We start from the raw sequence: 18588 nt of genomic DNA on the forward strand, positions 1-18588 counted from the left end.
GTTTATATTTTAGTGCATTGCTTCACTCAAATCTATTTTTTTTTTGCTTTTCCGTTCTCTGATAAATAGAATAAACGGAATACATATCAAGAACGCTACACCAAGGTAAAGGAAAACATCCATGTAAGATAAAACGGTTGCCTGTTTGGTGACGGTCATATCTAAAACTTTGTAAGCGGCATTCATAGCTGCATCAGGAGTCATTCCTTTAGCTATAAAATTAGCTTTTAAAGCTGCCAATCTCTGCTGAACATCAAAGCTGTCTCCATCCAAATGCGAAATTAAATTCAGCCTGTATTTCTGACTGGCGTTCGCAATAAATGTTGTAATCGCTGCAATTCCGAAAGAACCACCAAGCTGTCTCATCATTCCTGTAAAAGCTGCACCTTGTCCGATTTCCTGACCTTTCAATGTGCTTAATGATAAAGATGTGATTGGAATAAACAATAAACCAAGTCCCATTCCTCGTACAATCAGCATCCAGAAAAAGGCTTCTTTACTCGTATCCGGTGTCAGAATTTTGTACCCCCAGAAACTGTAAACAAAGAATATAAATAACCCCAGGGAAACTAAAATCTGCTGTTTTGCACCTTTTGAAAGCAATCTTCCGATGATCGGCATCATGAAAGCTGTTGTAAGCGCCGCCGGAATCATTAATGCTCCTGACTGAAGCGCCGTCCAACCCAAAATACTCTGCGTATATAAAGGAACAATAAACGTTGAACCATATAACCCGAATCCTAAAACGAAGGACATCACAGTTCCGATCCTCAGATTTCCGTTCTTTAAAACCCGGAGTTCCACAATCGGATATTTAAAGGTTAGCTCTCGCCAGAGAAATAATATAAATCCTAAAACTGCAGTAGTCGTGAAGGTTACAATCATTCCGCTTTCAAACCAGTCTTCTTCATGACCTCTTTCCAGAATGAACTGTAGAGATCCTACGGTTAATGCCAATAAAGCAATTCCAAGCCAGTCGACATCTGAAGCTTTTCTTTTCTCAGAAAATTTCGGACTTTTTACAAACTGTAAAGTCATTAATGTTGCCGCAATACCGATAGGAATATTGATGTAAAAAATATACGGCCAACTGTAATTATCAACAATATATCCTCCCAAAGGCGGTCCTAAAGTTGGACCAATAATTACACCCAAACCGTAAATTGCCTGCGCCATACTACGTTTTTCAACCGGATAAGATTCGGTAATAATGGTTTGCGAAGTTACGAGCAACGCTCCACCGCCAATTCCCTGACATAATCTGAAGAATACCAGCTCCCAAATATTTTCGGCATTTCCACATAAAAACGAAAATATGGTAAATATAATAATGGATGCTGCAAAATAATTTCTTCTTCCGAACTGCTGCGAAAGCCAGCTCGTCATAGGTACAACAATAACGTTACCAATAGCATATGCTGTGATTACCCAACCCACTTCAGAAAGTGTGGCACCCATGTTTCCCTTCATTTCGTTGAGGGCAACATTTACAATCGTGGAATCCACAATTTCTAGCAAAGCACAAAGAATCGCTGTAATCGTAATGATCACTCTTCGGGCTCCATATTCTACTAATGAATCTTGCATTGATTTTTTAATGTGTTTTAAAGAAGGTTGAGGTTAAAATTTAGCTTGAGAATAAAATATTTCTAAAGCCTAAAATCATTACTCCTCATCTTTAAGAATTATAAAAAGTGAATTGTCAATAGTTAATCAACTTCATGGTCAACTTTACTACTTCATTTTCAATCTGTCATCAGTCATCGTCAAAACCTTCATCAATCTTCCTGCATTTAATTCCTCAACATTCGCAATTGACTCGCCTCAGCAAAACTGACAATTCACTTATATACTTTTTTATAAAAAATGAATTGTCAATACCCCATCAACATTGTTACCGATCTTCAGCTGCATTTCCATTCACAATCGATTTGCTTCCGCAAAATTGACAATTCACTTCACTAACTTTTTCAATATTATTTTAAAGAAACTTCTGCTTTCACATTCATCCCTGTTCTTAATCTTTTTGCAATGTTTGGATCTAATTTTACAAAATCGATTTTTATAGGAAGTCTCTGTACAACTTTTACAAAGTTTCCACTTGCATTATCGGGAGGCAAAATTGAGAATGTAGATCCTGTTGCAGGAGAAAATGAGCTTACTACACCGTCAAATTCCGTATCAGGAAAAGCATCAATTTCTATTTTCACTTTTTGTCCTTCAACCATTTTAGCAACCTGAGTTTCTTTAAAATTTGCAATTACCCATTTCTGATCATTTTTAACCAAGCTAAATAATTGTGCACCTGCCTGTAAAAACTGACCTGCCTGAATAGGAACTTTCCCAACAAAACCATCTTCCGGAGCTACGATAACCGTATAAGAAAGATTTAATTTTGCACTTTCTACATCCACTTCTCTCTGTTTCGCTACCGAACCGGCAACTGAAATCTGTTGAGAACTTGCTTCTGTTTGTGAAGATGCAATTCCTGTTTGTTGTGCAATCTGGTTTCTTGTATCTACTAAAACCTGCAATTGTTTATCTGCAGATTGCTTTGCTGCTAAAGCCTGTTCGTACTGCTGTTCTGTAATTGAATGATCTTTTACAAGAACTGAATATCTTTTTAAATCCTGAGCCGTTTTCCAAACGTTTACTTTTGCCGCTTCAATTTGTGCATTTGCTGTTGCTACAGCTGCTTGTGAGCTGCTAATATTTTTTGAAGTTGCATTGGTAGAAGACTGAGCAGATGAAATATTGCTTTTTGCGGTTGACAAAGCTGCCTGAGCTTGCTCTAAAGCCATTTTCTGATCTTTGTTATCTAAAATAACCAATGTATCACCTTTTTTTACAAACTGATTGTCTTTTACTTTTACTTCTGCTACATATCCTGAGATTTTAGAAATTACAGGGTTCATATTAGAAGCGATTTGAGCATCATCCGTTTCTTCATGAAACTGACCGTAAGTGTAAGATCTATAACCGAAAATTCCGCCCCCGATTACTACTACGGCTAAAATGATCGGAAAAACTAAACTTTTTTTCTTTTTAGGTTCAGTTACTTGAGTATTGTTATTTTCCATTTTGGATATTGTCTGTTTTTTATTTGATTGTTAAAGTTCCTGTTGTCTGCAATAGTTTTCTATACGCTAATGCAGCATCTGCTTTTGCATTGATAACGCCAACATTGGCAGCAATCTGAGCCGCATCTGCATCCAATAATTCTGTCATGGTTGCAAGACCGTTATCATATTTGTTTTTTGTAATTCTGTAGTTTTCGTTAGCTTGTACCGCTGCTTTTTCGAAAACTGTAATTCTTTTTTTAGAATAATCTGAGTTTTGATATTCTCTGTTGACGTCTAATTTAATATTGTCGTTCAACAGTTCGTTGGTTGCAGACAACTGCATTTCTCTGGCTTTTGATTGCTTTAAAGAAGAATTTTCTTTCCAAAGGTTAGATAGATTGTAAGAAATTCCTACTCCAACATTCACGGCATTATAAATCGTTAAAAATTTCGGGATATCTGCTGCTACATAACCTCCTGTAAATGCAATAGAAGGAAGATTTTCTGCTTTTGCCGATTTCGTTCCCAATTCTGCGGCTTTTCTTTGCTGATCTAAAGCTTGAAGATCTTTACGGTTTTCTCTCGCTTCATTCAGATAAAAACTAACAGGTTTTACATCATCAGATTCATCCAAATAGTTTTGATCAACTTCGATCTCCGTAGTTTCCGGAAGACCAAGAAGCAAATCCATATTGATATTGGCAATGTTGTAATTGTTTTTAGCTTCTAATAACTGCAGTTCAATATTTGAAGTCTGAAGGTTTGCTTTCAAACGGTCGTTTCTTGCAATCACTCCATTATTTTCAAGCTTAAGAAAAGTTTCGTCTCTTTTTTGAGAAGCCGTAAGATTTTCTTCTAAAACTTTAATCGATTGGTTGGCTTTAAATAAGTTATTATAAGCCTGAGCTACATTATACGCAATGGCGATTTTATCATTTTCAGTGCTCAATTTTGATGCTTCCACCAAATACTTTGCAGACTGAATTCCGTATTTTATTCTTCCACCGCTGTAAATAGGTACGCTAAGATTTGCCGAACCATATGCAACCTGATGAACTTCCGGTCCTCCTGCTGCAGAAACTCCTGGAAGTTTCAGATCAATGTTCGGTTTTATCGGAAGATACATATAACTCCCCGAAACTTTCAATTCCGGAAGCTGTCTGTTTTTTGCTTCCAAAAGATCGGCTGTAGCTTCTTCTATTTTGGCAGCATCTATTTTTAAACTTTTACTGTTCTGGATTCCCAACTGTACCGCCTCATCAAGACTTAACTGTTTTTTCTCCTGAGCATTAGTGTACATCATTCCTACGAAAAGGGACAGTACAATAGCTGAGTTATTTATTCTCTTCATAACCTAAAAGGTCTTTTAAAATATGTTTTATATGTTTCTTGAGTTCTGAATAATATTTTTCCTCAAAAGCTTCCTCATCTTCAGTATTATTAAGAAATTCTTTATACATACCTTTGGCGTTTGATGCGTAAAAAAGCGTTCCGCTTACGGTAGAATGTAATAAATAGATGGGTGGGTTTTTGGTGAAAATTCCTTTCTGAATTCCGCTTTCCAAAATTTTAGAATACATGGAAATGAAACTCATTTTAGTTTCCTTTAAAAATTCCACAATCTGAGGATTTTCTGTATGAAGCTGCTCTCTCTGCATAATTCTGTAAAAGCATTTGTGGTGCCTTACTCTGCCAGCAAACTGATCAACAATTCTTTCAATTTTTTCCCATTCATTAATATCTGTTCTTTCTAAAATATCTTTAGAAAAAAACTGTCCTTCATTCATTCTGTACTCCACCAATTTCTCATAAAGCTTTTCTTTAGAACCGAAATAATAAGAAATCATTGAAATATTTACATTGGCAGCTTTAGAAATCTCTCTTGTAGAAGTTCCCTGAAAACCATTTTCCGCAAATAGTTTTTCTGCAGCGAATAATATATTTTCTTCTTTTGAAATCATCTTTAGTAATTTTCGGGTGCAAATGTACAACGCTTTTTTGTTAAAATCAAACGATTGATTGATTTTTTAATTTATTTTTAATTCTTTATATATTTCCAATTAATTTTATATTTACTTAAAATCAATTTTTATGGGCTTTTTCAGTTTTCTTTTTGGCAGAAAAAAACAGACGGAGAAAATCAATCCTCCCGCAGAAGATCAATCTGTTAAAATTTCAGAATCCGGAGTAAAATTCGATCTGGAAATTGTAGAAGCTTATAAAAGATATCATTCAGATCCTTCTTCAGATATAAGTTTAGACATCGAAGATCAAAACGGAAAAAGTGTTCCGCCACACGTTGCTTATTCTCAGATATTTTCTGAGTGGGCAAAAATTCAGTCTAAATGGGATAGAATGTCTGTGCTTTATGAATTTTGGGATAATTCTCAACTTGAAAAACTGGAAGACTGGCAAATCATAGAACGATATACGAAAGACAGATATGCTACAAAATCACTGAATTATTTCAGAAAAAAGGTTGAAGGAAAAGATAAGTTGTCTGTAGAAGAATTAGTGGCTGTCTCTAAACTTTACAGAGTTTTACTGGATAATGATTCAGCATTGACTTACGCAGAAAAAGCCTACGAAAAGTTTCCCGGCAATGATTTAGCAAAAGTGGAATACGCCAGTGTACTTCATTTATCTAAAGACACCGTAAAAAGAGAAAAAAGCCATCAGATTATTGGTGATGTTTTGGAAAAGAAAATGAAACAAAATGAATCACAAAATATATTCGATTGTTTTATATTTTCAGAAAATTATCTGGATTCGTCAGTATTTGCAATGGCATATCTTATTAACGGCGATGCAGATCTTGAGATGTGGGATTACGTTGCAGAAGAATATTATTATTGCCCTGTCTTCCGTTACGAGCATGCAGTAAAATTATCTGAATCTGAAAATACAGGTTTGCGTGCTCTCGCCAAACTCACTTCTTTAAGTCAGGAATTTCCATGGTTTACAACTGCAGTGCAGTCTACAGTAAAAAACATAGAATCTATGCGTGTTCAGTTGGGCAAACCCGATTTTATGGAAAAGGAATATTTAGAGTTTAAAAACAATCTTCAATGATAGTTCTTTTTTAATATTGATTTAAAAATCCCGAATTTATTAGCTTTTATGAATATATCTTGATAATTTAATTCCCAAGTCTGTCCATACAATTTTAGGATTTCCATTTCTTGTAAGATGTAAATCGGCAGTGTTTATTTCTTCTAAAATATTAATAATATTTGCACCGCTGATATATTTTGAAAAACCAGCCCAGTTGAAACCATTGGCATCAATCTTTTTGTACACCAATTCTTCAGACTGATAATTTTGCAATAAAGCCAATCTGAAAATTTCTGAGGCATAGTTGAGAAAGTTTTTTTGCTTTTCTCTGTTCCAGCCTGCAATTTCTTTTGCCCAAATAATGATGTTTTTAAGATATTCCGGTTTCTTTTTTACCATAAATGCATCACGAACCCACTGTACAAATAGCTTTTCAAACTCCGGATTTTTATCTTGTGAACTTAGAAATTTTACGGCATCATTGAGATTTCCTTGTGACTGATGCACAACCTCCTTCCCTTTTTCATCTGAAATATTAAATTTACTTTTCAAATAAACTTCCAAATCTTCATCATTAATTCTTGGAACTTCAATCAGCTGCGTTCTTGATAAAATCGTTGGTAAAATATCGTCACTGCTTTCTGCCGTTAAAAGAATGATTGTTTTTGCTGGTGGTTCTTCTAAAAATTTAAGAAACTTGTTGGATGCTGCTGTATTCATTTTATCAGCACGCCAAACGATAAGAATTTTAGTTCCGCCCTCAAAACTTTTTAAAGCAAATTTTTGATTTTGCTCATCTATTTCATCTGCAGAAATAAAGAACTGTTTGTTTTCAGATTCAAGAACGGCAGTCCAATCGTCAAAACTCGCGTAGGGAAAATCTAAGATCATTTCTCTGAATTCCTCAAATTTATTTTTGCTTAATGAGTTTCTATTATCGGTAAAAACAGGAAAGCTGAAGTGTAAATCTAAGTGATTAAGATGTTCTACTTTTGATGCAGCATGCTCATTTTCACCTTTTAATATTTCTTTTGCATACGCTAAAACCAAAGGCATTGTTCCGTAGCCTTCTTTTCCTATGAAAAGCTGGGCGTGGCTTACTCGGTTTTCGGTGATGCTGTCTTTAAGAAGTTTTTTAAGATTTTCTTGTCCGGCGATGTTTTCCCAATTCATGTTTCAAAGATAAGAATTTTTGAAAAGGGTAGCGAGTCAAGTGTTAATTTTGCTTCGCAAGTAAATAGTTAATTTTAATGTCATTAAAAATTTGACAGTAAAGCTAATTTTTCATTGACAATTCATTACAAATTCACCCTTAACAAACTTTAACCTCAGTAAATTTTTACAATTCATTAATATTTAAGATATTTGCGCATTATTTTAAAAATATAGAATGAAAAAAATTTTTGTACTATCATTCATTTCAGTGGGGTACTTCCTTAACGCGCAAAGTTTGAGCAACTCACCTTATGCAACTTACGGAATTGGTGATGTAAAATATGATAATACGATTGAAACTTCCTCTATGGGAGGGATCTCAACTGCTTTTATAAGTGATTTCAGCAGTAATTTTAACTTCGGAAACCCTGCGAATAACAGTAATTTTGAGTTAACAAGTATTAAGCTTGAAGCTACTAACGAAAACAATTATTTTAAAACTGATTATAATAATACGAAGTCTACCAAACATTCTACGTATTTATCTAATATATCTATCGCTTTTCCTATTTCATCAAAAATAAAAATGGGTTTCCTTTACCAACCGTATAGTTCTAAAAGCTATGAGGTAGTACATGATGAAACAATTGATGGAGCAATCAATCGAAATATATTCAAAGGTAGTGGAACTTTAAATACCGCTCAGTTAGCCCTATCTTATAAAATCAATTCTCAATTTGCTGTAGGAGCAAGAGCTAATTATTATTTTGGTAATCTTTATGATTTAAATGAATTTTCAAATTCTAATGCTGAATTAATAAATGGTTACGAAACCAAAAACAGCATTAAAAATTTCAACTTTACATTAGGTACAAGTTATCAAAGTGTAAATACAAGTACCGATCGTAAACTGACCATTGGGGCAACTGCTACATTTGGTAATACAAGTAATATGAACACCAATTATATTAACAGCACTTATTATTACAGTGATGTTGATACAAAAGCGGGAGAAACAATTATTGATCAAAAAAATACAAGTTCAAACAATTTACTTCCACTTCAGGCTTCAATAGGTGTAGGATACGGAAGTGAAAACCATTGGTTCCTTTCAGGACAGATTGATTATAAAAAAGGAGAATCTATCAGCTATTTCGGTAATACTTTTGATTATCAGGATTCTTACAGGATTTCTGCCGGAGGTTGGTATTTACCAAACTATAACAACTTTAGAAGTTATTTCTCAAGAGTTGTTTACCGATATGGAGCTTTCTATGAAAAAGGAAGTCTTGAAATTGCAGGAAACAGTATCAATAAATTTGGTATATCAGGAGGAGTAATGCTACCATTCAAAAATAGCAGTATCACAAGAATGAGTGGTCTTGAAATTGGTGTAGAATTAGGAAAAAGAGGAACGCTTAAAAACAATCTGATTAATCAGAATTTTGTTAACCTGAAAGTTGGTTTCAATTTTGCTGACAGATGGTTTAGAAAACAGCTTTACAACTAAGAATGAATTTTATTTCAAACATAAATTTTAAAAATATAGCATACCTTTTTAGTTGTGCTATATTTTTTATATTCACATCCTGCGAAGAAGACCTCACCAAACCAAAAGGCGGCAACGAAAAAAACTTCCCATCGCAGATTATTCACAATGCAAAAATTATACAGAGAGATTCTGGTTTTATTACCCTAAAAGCAACGGCTCCGATTATTGAAAAATACGAGTTGATCGACAGTCCATATACTGTTGCTAAAAAAGGAATGAAAATAGAGTTTTTTGATAAAAAAAATCCTAAAAAACCTGGTAACATTACTGCAAAATATGCAAAAATGTACGATTATAAAAAATTCTACGAAGCAAGAGGCAATGTAAGAATTCTTACCAGTGACGGACAAAGATTTGCTACCCAAAGTGTTTTTTGGGATCAGAAAAAAAATAGAATCTACACAAGAGACACTGTTTATGCAACTATGGAAGATGGCTCTACTCTTGTACACGCCAACGGAATGACCGCTAAAGACGATTTCTCAGAATATAAATTTTTCAACAATTCTGGAGATCTTGATGTAAGCAAGGCTAAAATTGCACAACCAAGACCTTAACCAATGACTGTTTATAAAGCAATAGGATTAATGTCGGGAACCAGTTTAGATGGTTTAGATATTTGTTTTGCAAAATTTTGGAAAGAAAATTCTTCTTGGAAATTTGAAATCATCAAAGCTGAAACGATTCTTTACCCTAAAGTTTTAGAGGAGCAGCTTAGAAATTCTATTTATTTATCTTCACAGGATTTATTAGCCTTACATTCAGAATACGGCTTTTATTTAGGTGAAATTACCAAAGATTTCATTACGAAAAACCAGCTTTCAGATATTGATTTGATTGCGTCTCATGGTCATACTGTTTTCCATCAACCTCAAAGAAAATTCACCCTTCAGATTGGTGACGGAAGAGCCATAAAATTACAAACTAAAATTCCAGTTATTTACGATTTCCGATCTCAGGATGTTTTATTAGGCGGAAACGGAGCGCCTTTGGTTCCGATTGGTGATGAGTTATTATTTTCGGATTACAATGCATGTCTTAATTTAGGTGGATTTTCGAATATTTCGTTTAAAATCAATGAAGAAAGAATCGCTTTTGATATTGCTCCGGTAAATATTGTTTTAAATAAATTAGTTCAGGAGTTTGGTCAAGATTACGATGAAAACGGCGATTTATCGAGAAAAGGAAATATTAATCCTCAATTATTAGAACAATTAAATTCTTTGGATTTTTATGCGCTGTCTCATCCAAAATCATTGGGAATTGAATGGTGTAATGCAAATATATTCCCTTTTTTTTCAGGGATTGAAAATTTAGATGTTTTAGCAACTTTTACAGAACATGCTGCTGAACAGATTTCTAAAATCTTCAATATTCATCAGTTTAATAAAGTACTTTTTACAGGAGGCGGAACTTACAACCAATTTCTTATCGAAAAAATAAAAAGCAAAACGAATACAGAAATCATTATTCCCGAAAAACAGATTATTGATTTTAAAGAAGCATTAATCTTTGCTTTTATGGGCGTTCTCAGATTGAATAATGAAACCAACGTTCTTGCTTCGGCAACAGGAAGTTCACATAACCACAGTTCCGGAATTATCGCATAAAAAAACCTTCATTTCTGAAGGTTTTCGTTTTATTTATAAGCTTCGATTTTATCGGTCAAAGTATTAATGAAATTCTGAAGCGGTTTCTCAACCATCATTTTGATAAAAGGATTAAATTTCCCTTCAAAAAGCATCTGTACTTCAGTCTGATTTTCGTTCAAAGGTTTCAAAGTTGCTGTAAGAGCAAAATCTAAGCTTGAGCTAGCCGATTTCAAAACAGCTTTTTCATCTGTAACTTCATCTATTTTGAGTGCAATTTCAGGCATTCCTTGAAGTCCGAATTTAAAGCCATCTTCTCTGGTTTCAAATTTTTGAAGACCATCCGGCATAAATTCTTTATAATTTTCAGGAGATTTCAGCAACTCAGATAAATCTTTAGATGATTTATTGACAATAATTTTTCGTCCTTCTAAATTCATTTTTTATTTTTGTATTTAAATTACTACAAATGTATAAAGTTTTTGTGAACGAAAAAAAATTATTGATATCTAAGAACCCTGAAAACTTAGAGAAAGTCTTAAATTACGAAAGTTTCACAACTTTAGAAATTGCCCTTGATCTTTTGCAGAACACATCGACTTCCGAGCTTAATGTGTACGGCGAACAGATTGATGAGATCTGGAAAGAATTTAAAAAACTTTTCAGGATTATTGAGGCTGCAGGAGGAATTGTAAATAAGCCAAACGGAGATACACTTTTCATCAGAAGATTAGGCAAATGGGATCTTCCGAAAGGCAAAATGGAAAAAGGTGAATCTCGTGAAGAATCTGCCATAAGAGAAATTGAGGAAGAAACCAATCTGCAGAATGTAGAGCTCAAAGATTTCATCAATACAACCTATCATATTTATATCGAAAGAAATGGCGACCGTGTTTTGAAACACACCCATTGGTTTGAAATGTTTTTTGATGGTGAAGATACCTCAAAACCTCAGTTAGAAGAAGGCATCACAGAAGTTGCCTGGAAAAACACCACTCAGATTGAGAATGAAGTTTTTCCAAACACGTTTCAAAATATAAAATTGATTATTAATGAATTTTGGGATACAAAATCTAAATAAAATCGATTGCTTTTTCTAAAGAAATCCCACGTGAAGCTTTAAGCAGAATATTTTCTGACTGAATTTTGTTGCCTTTTAAATATTGAATTAATTCATCTGTACTTTCAAAAGCCGCAGAATTTTTGTTGACGTTTTTAAATTGTTTTCCAACAGTAATAATTTCGTTGAAACCTAACTCCTGAGCTAAATTAAAAATATTCTGATGTTCTTTTTCGCTTTCATCTCCTAATTCCAACATATCGCCGATAACGATTGTTTTTGAGCCTTCAAAAGTGACAAAATTATGTAGAGAAGCAGACATTGAACTCGGGTTTGCATTGTAGGTATCTAAAACCAGAGTTTTATGATCTTTTTTCACCACCTGAGATCGCATATTCGTTGGAGTGTAAGATTCTATAGCAGATTGTATTTTATTAAAATCTATTCCAAAATACAGTCCTAAACTCGCAGCAGCACAGAGATTGGTAAAATTGTAGTCTCCTGTCAGTTTTGATAAAGCTTTTTGATTTTGATACTGTAAACCGACAAAATTATTTTCAGAAAAAGCCTCGAAATAATAATCAGAATCAGCTTTCCCAAAAGTTATTTTTGGTCTATAATTCTGAGTTTTATCTAATTGAATAGGATCATTTTCATTAATTAAAACGGTTTGTTCTGCATTTTTAAGATAATCATACAACTCAGATTTCCCTTTTATAACGCCTTCGAATCCTCCAAATCCTTCTAAATGTGCTTTTCCAAAATTGGTTATATATCCATAATTTGGGCGAGCAATAGTACAAAGTAATTCTATTTCTTTTTGATGATTGGCTCCCATTTCGATAACCGCCATTTCATGTTCCGGTTTAATGGAAAGTATAGTCAAGGGAACACCGATGTGGTTATTTAAATTTCCGAAAGTGTACTGCACATTATATTTTTCTGATAATACTGCATGAATGAGCTCTTTGGTCGTCGTTTTACCATTACTTCCGGTAAGACCAATAATCGGAATATTTAATTGATTTCTATGATGTACAGACAGTTCTTGCAAAAATTCTAACGTAGAAGGAACATAAAAAATATTTCTTTCTGAATTTTCAAATTCTTTATTTTCAATAATAACAGCAAAAGCGCCCAATTCAATAGCCTTTTCAGCTAAAGTTGCCGCATCAAAATTATCTCCCGAAAACGCAAAGAAAATATCATTCTTTTCTACTTTTCTACTGTCAATAGTTATTTTTTTTGCCTTTAAAAAGATAGGATAAAACTGTTCTATATTCATTATATTTTATTTCAGAGATCATAGATAATCGCCCAATCTGCATAAGTATTTTAGATTTTATAGCCAAGCGATTTCATGGTTCAAAAATAAAAAACCTCCCGAAAATACGGGAGGTTTTTTTTAAGTATTTTGATAAATATTATCTTCTCGTTCTAGATTTGTCGTTTACTCTAGCATCTTGTGCAACACGGAAACCGATCCAACCATAACCAGCTGACTGATTTTTGTATCTTCTCTGTCCCGGATCCAACCAATATGCTGAATCTTGCCAAGAACCACCTTTCACAACTCTGATATCGTTAGAAATAGCTGAAGTTCTGTCTTTAGTATCTTTTTGCAATATTACTTTACCATTTGCATCAACAACAAATTTCGTAGTTGGAGCATTGTACATATCGTAAGATGCAGCAGAATCGCTTGCATTTCTGTAATCTAATGAAGACTGTCTGTCACCATCTCTATAGTTTCTGTAATCTGCGATAGTTTGTCTTTCAAACTGACCAGGTAAGTTTTTGTAAACCAATCTTCCGTCAGCTAAAGTATCGTATTTCATATTACCTTCTTCTACCATTTTGTAAGTTCCGTCACCGTTTCTTACGATAGCTTGAGGCATGTTTCCTCTGTAATAGTTGAAGTCACTTGATTCATCAATGATTGGTCTGTAGACATCCGCAGTCCATTCTGAAACGTTTCCAAACATACCGTAGATACCGATGTTGTTTGAAGGAAACTGTCTAACGTCTGCAGTTTTAGCAGCCCCATCATTTTTCCATCCTGCCGTACCTGAGTAATCTCCTCTTCCTAGCTTGAAGTTTTCAAGGATCATTCCTCTATTTTTACCTTTGGTACCTCTAAGAAGATCTACCTGAGGTTTTTTCTCTAAGTAATTGTTGTACTCTCTGTTTTTCTCCATACCAAGAGCAGCAAATTCCCATTCAACTTCTGAAGGAAGTCTGAATTTGGTAACCATCGCAGCATTCGGAGCTCCGTTTGCAGCCTGAATTCTTTGGTTGGTAGTTTTCATACCAGTCCTTTGATTCATTCTTTGCTGGTTGATGTAACCTTGCATTTCAGGATCATTCGATTTGAATTTATCCATATTGAAAGCTGTTCCACCTTGGTTATTAGATTCGTTGATGTACAAATCTTTTGCAATAATACCTGCTTGCATCAAAGCTTTTTCGTTTGCTCTGTCTGTCAACCACTCACAATATCTGTTTGCCTGAGTCCAAGAAACTCCTACTACCGGATAATAATCATAGTTTTGATCTCTGAAATAAGTTTCGTTAAGATCATTTCTAGATAATTTATTATCCCATAACAAAGTATCCGGTAAAGCACCGTTGTAAATTTCTTTATAACTAGGATCACTTGGAGGGAATACATACTTCAACCATGTAAGGTATTCGCGGTATTCGTAGTTAGTAATCTCAGTTTCACCGATAAAGAACGAACTAACCTGCATTCTGCGAGGCGAGTTATTCCAATCGTGCATTACATCATCTTTCACTAATCCCATTGTAAAAGTTCCTCCTTCAACATATACCATTCCCGGCCAACCTTTTTGCTTCTGTTGCTTTCCTGCAAAAAACCAACCCTGTTTTTCGTTTGGTTTCCAACCTGTCTTGCTGACAAATTTTTTGGTACCCCCGCCTCCGGAAGTTCCTGAACCACCACAGCTGGTTAATGCAAGTGTAGAACTCAATGCTATTAATGAAAACAACTTTAGTTTTTTCATAGTCGATATAAATATTATTCAAAGTACAAAGAAAAAATAAATTATTCAATAAATCAAATAAAGATTTGATTTTTTTGAAAATTCTTAACAAATTAATTTTATGGTATCACATATTAATTACAAAATTTTCATTTATTTTGTAATTTAGAAATTTCAAACATCAACATGAGACTAAAAATCACTCTATTACTTGTATTTGCTTTTGTATCAACCTCTTGGGCTCAAAGAGTGCCCATAAATTGGGACGGTGCTAAAATTCAAGATTATGGTGATACAAAAAGGAATCTTCCAAACTTCAAAAACGAAGGTTTTTCGTACAGCCAAAATAATATTTTTATCGTTAATAAGCAAAAAACAGGTGAAAAACAGCTTCGTGTTTCTAATCTTATTTGGGAATCTGTTTCTGCAAAAGATTTGTTTGAAATGAATAAAGATCTTATTCAGGATTTTGATATTTCAGATATAGACTATTACTATTCTGAAGGAGAAAGATACGCAAGTGTGCGTGTTGGCTTATTTAAAAATATAAAAGGAAGAATTCAGAGATTATCTTCTTTTGATATTTCTGAAACCAATGCATCTGCTCCTCAAATGGCAAGTAAAGTAGGAAGTACTCAAAATCCGTTATCTAGTGGTGGTTTTTATAAAATTAAAGTTGATAAATCTGGAGTTTTCAAAATAACCGCCCAGTTTCTAAGAGACAATGGAATGAACCCAGCTAATATCAATCCGAAAAACTTTAGAATCTACGGAAATGGTGGCGTTATGCTTCCGGAGTTTAATCAGGATGTAAAATACAGTGCTTTGCAGGAAAATGCTATCCAGGTAGTGGGTGAAGATGATAATGTCTGGAATGATGGCGACTATGCTCTTTTCTACGCTCAAGGACCAAATGGATATAACCTGTATAACAAGGCAAATGGAAATGGATTTAAGAGAGCTGAGACGAGACTAAGTGACAGAAGTGAAAACGTAAAAAATATCTATGAAGACTTCTCCTATTACTATATTAATTTTGATAAAGGACCAGGAAAAAGAGTACAAGACGTTGATGTAAATCTTCCGACAACAACACTCATTTCAAGATTTGACAACTATCAGGTTATTAACAATGATCAGAAAAATTTATTTAAAGTAGGAAGAATTTGGGTGGAAGACCAAGGTTTCACAACCGATAAAGCAGTAACGTTTAATTTAAGCTCAGCTATCCAGGGAACTGATGTTATACGCTACAGAACTCAGGTTGTAGGATGGCGAGCGCAGCAAAACGGTATTACTTTTAACATCAACAGTCAAAATTCTTCACCACAAACAGTACCAGCAAACGATCCTGATTATGCCTATGATTATTTTCCTATTAATTACAACGGCTCTATTTCTAACCTTTCAGGAAACCAACTTACGATTAATTATTTACCCAATATTTCAACCAATCCAAACGGGGCTTTTTATCTAGATTATGCAGAAGTGCAATACAAAGATGATTTAAAATTCAATGGCACTCAGATGAGTTTCAGAGATTTCTCTTTGGCAAGCGGAACCAATACCAATTACGGTTTTAGTATTTCTAATACCGGAAATCTGGAGCAAGTTTGGGATGTGACCGATATTACAAATGCCAACAGAAGAGTAAACAAGGCACCGGGAAGCGGAAATTTCAATTTTGGATATTCTACTTCCGATCCTAATTTTAATAATGAATTTATAGCTTTCAGAGCCGACGCTGCTTTTTCACCTCAATTTGTAGGAAGAATCGCCAATCAAAATCTTTCAGCTTTACAAAATGTAGATTATTTAATTATCACAACGCCTCCAATGATGGCACAGGCTCAAAGAATTGCCAACTATCACCAGACAAAAAATAATTTTAATGTTCAGATTGTAGACACAGATAAGATTTACAATGAATTTGGCAGTGGAAGCAAAGATCTTACAGCAATAAGAGATTTTGTAACAAAACTTAATACTCCGCTTGGCAGTCTTAAATATGTATTTATATTAGGAGATACATCATATGATTATAAAAACAGAGTTTCGAATAACACTAATATTGTTTCAAGTTATCAGAGTCAAGTATCTTCGGATTTTGTGGGTTCATTTGTTACAGACGATTATATTGTAATGACAAAACCACAAACGGCTGCTGAAATATCAAATAATCTTCCAGATTTACCAATAGGTAGAATCCCGGCAGCCAATCCTACAGAAGCAGCCAATATGATTGATAAAACTTTAGCATATTACAACTCACTTGCTGGACAGTCATCGCCTTTCGGAGAATGGAGAATGAAGCTTGATTTTATTGTGGATGACGATGGGCAAGGAGGAGGTCCTTTTCATAATGTCATGAATAACACTCTTGTAAACACATTTGAAATTCCGCTAGTAAATACTTTGAAAGAATACAATGTGAGAAAGCTTTATCTGGATGCTTTTCAGGCGCAAAGTACAGCAGGAGGCCAGAGATATCCTCAAGTAAACCAGGCAATCTCTAATGATATAGGCAATAGTCTTTATTTGTTTTATTTTGGGCATGGAGGTATCAATGGATGGGCTCAGGAAAGAGTTTTAACAACAGATGAAATTCAGAACTCAAATAATTTCTCAAATGTTTACAGCAGATTCCCGTTTGTATCAACAATTACCTGTGAATTCACACTTTGGGATGAGCCGTCTACTTTTTCGGCAGGAGAACAGTTTATAAAATTAAAACAGGGAGGCCCCGCGGCAATGATTACATCTAGTAGAGCAATTGGTGTAGACTATGGAAGAGATTTCACAGATCTTTATACAAAAGAAATGTTTAAAATGACCAATGATGATTTTAACACTATCGGGAATGCCCATCTGAATGCAAAAAAATTAAAACCCGGAAACAGCAATCATTTAAAAGTAAATGTCTTGGGAGATCCTGCGATGAAATTGAGTAGACCTCAGAGATTATTAGTGATTGACGGAATAGAAACTCCTGTTCCCGGATTAATCCGAGGCTTAGATTTTGTAAAAGTGAAAGGTCATATTAATAATCCAAACGGAACTTTAAATACAAGCTTTAACGGAAGAGTAGTAATTAATATTTTTGATAAAAAATTAAATAAAACAACTCTAAACAATGATGGTGGATTAACTCCTGTTTTAAGCTACAAAGAAGAAGGAAGCGCTATAGTAAAAGCTTCCGGAACAGCAGTAAATGGAGTTTTCACTGTAGAATTTTATGTTCCTAAAGACATTAATTATGCAGTAGGAGAAGGTAGAATCTTAGGTTATGCTGATAACAAATCGATTGATGTATTCGATAATCAGTTTGTACAGGTAGGAGATATTAATCCTAACGGAATCAATGATAATGAGCCACCAAAAATAAAATTGTACATGAACAACACTAATTTTGCAAATGGCGGCATTACAAATCAGAATCCTATGCTTTTGGCATGTTTGAATGACGATACGGGAATAAACTCTACAGGTTCTGGTGTTGGTCATGATATTACAGTATATTTAGACGGGCAAATTATTAACACCATTGTTTTAAATGATTTCTTCTCGTCAGGTGAAGGAAACGGATGTATCAATCCTGCTTTGGCAGACTATCAAAAAGGAAATGTAACCTACCCTTTCAGAAACTTGGCGATAGGTCAACATCAGTTAACATTTAAAGTTTGGGACATCAACAATAATTCGACAACTGAAACGTTAAACTTTGAAGTTAAAGATGAAGCTGATCAACATTTGATTATTAACAGACCATTGAACTGGCCAAACCCTTTTACCAATAAAACATACGTTCAATTTGAACATAATTGTGATGATATTTTAGATGTAAACGTTCAAATTTATACAATTACAGGAAAATTAGTAAGAACTTTAACAAATGTTGTAGTCGCAGAACCTTTCCTACAGGGCTTTAGAACGCCACGTCAGGCAATTGAATGGGACGGAAAAGACGATTTTGGTGACACAGTTGCAAAAGGTACGTATATTTTTAAGATATTTGCAAAAAGTCAAAATCAAGAAAAATGCAAAGGAAGTGCTACAGCTGTAGAAAAAATGGTACTTTTGAAGTAAATAAATAATTAATCAACAATATCAATAA

14 protein-coding genes are annotated in these 18588 nt (G+C 34.1%); 6 read left to right on the plus strand and 8 right to left on the minus strand.

Annotated features, from left to right (window positions below):
* Positions 1 to 9 precede the first annotated feature (9 nt).
* From FDY99_RS04780 to FDY99_RS04795, 4 genes are all read right to left on the minus strand, one after another.
* On the minus strand, positions 10 to 1587 hold the full coding sequence (locus tag FDY99_RS04780) for a DHA2 family efflux MFS transporter permease subunit (protein ID WP_139419598.1): 1578 nt from the start codon (positions 1585 to 1587) through the stop codon (positions 10 to 12).
* Positions 1588 to 1976: 389 nt separating this feature from the next.
* Positions 1977 to 3080, minus strand: a complete 1104-nt coding sequence (locus FDY99_RS04785; protein ID WP_102978386.1) for an HlyD family secretion protein — start codon at positions 3078 to 3080, stop codon at positions 1977 to 1979.
* A 19-nt stretch (positions 3081 to 3099) separates the two neighbouring features.
* A complete protein-coding gene (locus FDY99_RS04790; protein ID WP_139419600.1) occupies positions 3100 to 4413 on the minus strand; it encodes a TolC family protein in 1314 nt (437 codons plus the stop codon).
* Positions 4397 to 5023 (minus strand): TetR/AcrR family transcriptional regulator, encoded by a 627-nt coding sequence (locus FDY99_RS04795; protein WP_074229765.1) that lies wholly within the window; start codon positions 5021 to 5023, stop codon positions 4397 to 4399. The genes FDY99_RS04790 and FDY99_RS04795 overlap by 17 nt, the downstream gene beginning before the upstream one ends.
* A gap of 130 nt (positions 5024 to 5153) precedes the next feature.
* On the opposite strand from FDY99_RS04795, the gene FDY99_RS04800 reads away from it, so the two are divergent.
* Positions 5154 to 6134, plus strand: a complete 981-nt coding sequence (locus FDY99_RS04800) for a hypothetical protein (protein ID WP_139419602.1) — start codon at positions 5154 to 5156, stop codon at positions 6132 to 6134.
* Between the two features lie 39 nt (positions 6135 to 6173).
* On the opposite strand, the gene FDY99_RS04805 is transcribed toward FDY99_RS04800, so the two are convergent.
* A complete protein-coding gene (locus tag FDY99_RS04805) occupies positions 6174 to 7289 on the minus strand; it encodes a DNA polymerase III subunit (RefSeq protein WP_139419604.1) in 1116 nt (371 codons plus the stop codon).
* A 217-nt stretch (positions 7290 to 7506) separates the two neighbouring features.
* On the opposite strand from FDY99_RS04805, the gene FDY99_RS04810 reads away from it, so the two are divergent.
* Genes FDY99_RS04810 through FDY99_RS04820 form a run of 3 tightly spaced genes read left to right on the plus strand, consistent with a single transcriptional unit; the run spans position 7507 to position 10433 of the window.
* Positions 7507 to 8781, plus strand: coding sequence for a hypothetical protein (locus FDY99_RS04810; protein WP_139419606.1), 1275 nt, complete (start codon positions 7507 to 7509; stop codon positions 8779 to 8781).
* Between the two features lie 2 nt (positions 8782 to 8783).
* Complete coding sequence (gene lptC / locus FDY99_RS04815; protein WP_139419608.1) at positions 8784 to 9380, plus strand: LPS export ABC transporter periplasmic protein LptC; 597 nt, start codon at positions 8784 to 8786, stop codon at positions 9378 to 9380.
* Positions 9381 to 9383: 3 nt separating this feature from the next.
* On the plus strand, positions 9384 to 10433 hold the full coding sequence (locus FDY99_RS04820) for an anhydro-N-acetylmuramic acid kinase (RefSeq protein WP_139419610.1): 1050 nt from the start codon (positions 9384 to 9386) through the stop codon (positions 10431 to 10433).
* 29 nt (positions 10434 to 10462) lie between these two features.
* On the opposite strand, the gene FDY99_RS04825 is transcribed toward FDY99_RS04820, so the two are convergent.
* A complete protein-coding gene (locus FDY99_RS04825) occupies positions 10463 to 10852 on the minus strand; it encodes a hypothetical protein (RefSeq protein WP_034674362.1) in 390 nt (129 codons plus the stop codon).
* A gap of 29 nt (positions 10853 to 10881) precedes the next feature.
* On the opposite strand from FDY99_RS04825, the gene FDY99_RS04830 reads away from it, so the two are divergent.
* The gene (locus FDY99_RS04830) at positions 10882 to 11493 is read left to right on the plus strand and encodes an NUDIX hydrolase (RefSeq protein WP_139419612.1); all 612 of its coding nucleotides are present in this window, start codon (positions 10882 to 10884) and stop codon (positions 11491 to 11493) included.
* Here the strand turns inward: FDY99_RS04830 and FDY99_RS04835 are convergent.
* Positions 11486 to 12757, minus strand: a complete 1272-nt coding sequence (locus FDY99_RS04835) for a UDP-N-acetylmuramoyl-tripeptide--D-alanyl-D-alanine ligase (protein WP_139419614.1) — start codon at positions 12755 to 12757, stop codon at positions 11486 to 11488. The two genes, FDY99_RS04830 and FDY99_RS04835, sit on opposite strands and share 8 nt — an antisense overlap.
* Before the next feature lie 139 nt (positions 12758 to 12896).
* On the minus strand, positions 12897 to 14495 hold the full coding sequence (gene gldJ, locus FDY99_RS04840; protein ID WP_139419616.1) for a gliding motility lipoprotein GldJ: 1599 nt from the start codon (positions 14493 to 14495) through the stop codon (positions 12897 to 12899).
* 165 nt (positions 14496 to 14660) lie between these two features.
* Between gldJ and porU the strand changes: the two genes are divergently transcribed.
* Complete coding sequence (porU, locus tag FDY99_RS04845; protein ID WP_139419618.1) at positions 14661 to 18560, plus strand: type IX secretion system sortase PorU; 3900 nt, start codon at positions 14661 to 14663, stop codon at positions 18558 to 18560.
* Positions 18561 to 18588: the final 28 nt, after the last annotated feature.

The sequence above is a fragment of the Chryseobacterium mulctrae genome (assembly GCF_006175945.1).
Classification (GTDB): Bacteria; Bacteroidota; Bacteroidia; order Flavobacteriales; family Weeksellaceae; genus Chryseobacterium; species Chryseobacterium mulctrae.

What these genes read in the sequence shown, in the direction of transcription:
- FDY99_RS04780 (WP_139419598.1), bottom strand. Translation starts at nt 1,587, where the DNA reads ATGCAAGATTCATTAGTAGAATATGGAGCCCGAAGAGTGATCATTACG.
- FDY99_RS04785 (WP_102978386.1), bottom strand. Translation starts at nt 3,080, where the DNA reads ATGGAAAATAACAATACTCAAGTAACTGAACCTAAAAAGAAAAAAAGT.
- FDY99_RS04790 (WP_139419600.1), bottom strand. Translation starts at nt 4,413, where the DNA reads ATGAAGAGAATAAATAACTCAGCTATTGTACTGTCCCTTTTCGTAGGA.
- FDY99_RS04795 (WP_074229765.1), bottom strand. Translation starts at nt 5,023, where the DNA reads ATGATTTCAAAAGAAGAAAATATATTATTCGCTGCAGAAAAACTATTT.
- FDY99_RS04800 (WP_139419602.1), top strand. Translation starts at nt 5,154, where the DNA reads ATGGGCTTTTTCAGTTTTCTTTTTGGCAGAAAAAAACAGACGGAGAAA.
- FDY99_RS04805 (WP_139419604.1), bottom strand. Translation starts at nt 7,289, where the DNA reads ATGAATTGGGAAAACATCGCCGGACAAGAAAATCTTAAAAAACTTCTT.
- FDY99_RS04810 (WP_139419606.1), top strand. Translation starts at nt 7,507, where the DNA reads ATGAAAAAAATTTTTGTACTATCATTCATTTCAGTGGGGTACTTCCTT.
- lptC (WP_139419608.1), top strand. Translation starts at nt 8,784, where the DNA reads ATGAATTTTATTTCAAACATAAATTTTAAAAATATAGCATACCTTTTT.
- FDY99_RS04820 (WP_139419610.1), top strand. Translation starts at nt 9,384, where the DNA reads ATGACTGTTTATAAAGCAATAGGATTAATGTCGGGAACCAGTTTAGAT.
- FDY99_RS04825 (WP_034674362.1), bottom strand. Translation starts at nt 10,852, where the DNA reads ATGAATTTAGAAGGACGAAAAATTATTGTCAATAAATCATCTAAAGAT.
- FDY99_RS04830 (WP_139419612.1), top strand. Translation starts at nt 10,882, where the DNA reads ATGTATAAAGTTTTTGTGAACGAAAAAAAATTATTGATATCTAAGAAC.
- FDY99_RS04835 (WP_139419614.1), bottom strand. Translation starts at nt 12,757, where the DNA reads ATGAATATAGAACAGTTTTATCCTATCTTTTTAAAGGCAAAAAAAATA.
- gldJ (WP_139419616.1), bottom strand. Translation starts at nt 14,495, where the DNA reads ATGAAAAAACTAAAGTTGTTTTCATTAATAGCATTGAGTTCTACACTT.
- porU (WP_139419618.1), top strand. Translation starts at nt 14,661, where the DNA reads ATGAGACTAAAAATCACTCTATTACTTGTATTTGCTTTTGTATCAACC.